This window comes from Comamonas aquatica NBRC 14918 (assembly GCF_000739875.1).
Taxonomy (GTDB): Bacteria; Pseudomonadota; Gammaproteobacteria; order Burkholderiales; family Burkholderiaceae_C; genus Comamonas; species Comamonas aquatica.
In genome coordinates this window covers 1-517 of sequence record NZ_BBJR01000087.1, presented here as the reverse complement: position 1 = coordinate 517, position 517 = coordinate 1, and the positions used below count along the sequence as shown (strand labels likewise).

At 57.6% G+C, this 517-nt stretch carries 1 protein-coding gene; it reads right to left on the bottom strand.

The genetic code is table 11. From position 1 onward, the window contains the following. Positions 1-392 (bottom strand): IS5 family transposase (locus CA2_RS16700; protein WP_042420128.1); only part of this gene is annotated, 392 nt, incomplete at its 3' end. Positions 393-517: the final 125 nt, after the last annotated feature.

Genomic DNA, 517 nt, shown 5'->3' with positions numbered 1-517 from the left:
CTCAAGAACTTGATGCCCGTGGAGTCGACCAGCAGGTGCAAGCCTTTCTCGCTTGCTCGGTAGTGCACCTGCACATTCAAGCTCTTTTGTCTGCGACACACCGTGCTGTAGTCGGGCACTGACCAAGGCAGGCCTGCCATACGCAATAGCGATTGCACCAGGCCCAGTGTCTGGCGCAAGGGCTGCCCAAACAAGCCCTTGATGGTCAGGCAAAACTGGATGGCCGCATCTGAGAACTTCTGGCAACGACCACGCTTGCCCCTGGGCTGGGCCAGCCACTGCATGTCCTTATCCAGCCAGATGGTCAGGTCTCCTCGCGCTTTCAACGCTGCGTTGTACGCCTTCCAGTTCGTTGTGCGGTACTTAACCCGACCCCAGCTCGTCTCACTCATCTCCCGAGCCTACCTCACCTGCGACCGGTATTTATGCAACAACGCCGCGGCAAGTTGTCAATACCGTGCAGGCTAACGCCTGCACTTCAACAAACTAGCCTCCACCAAACCCGGTGTGATTCACC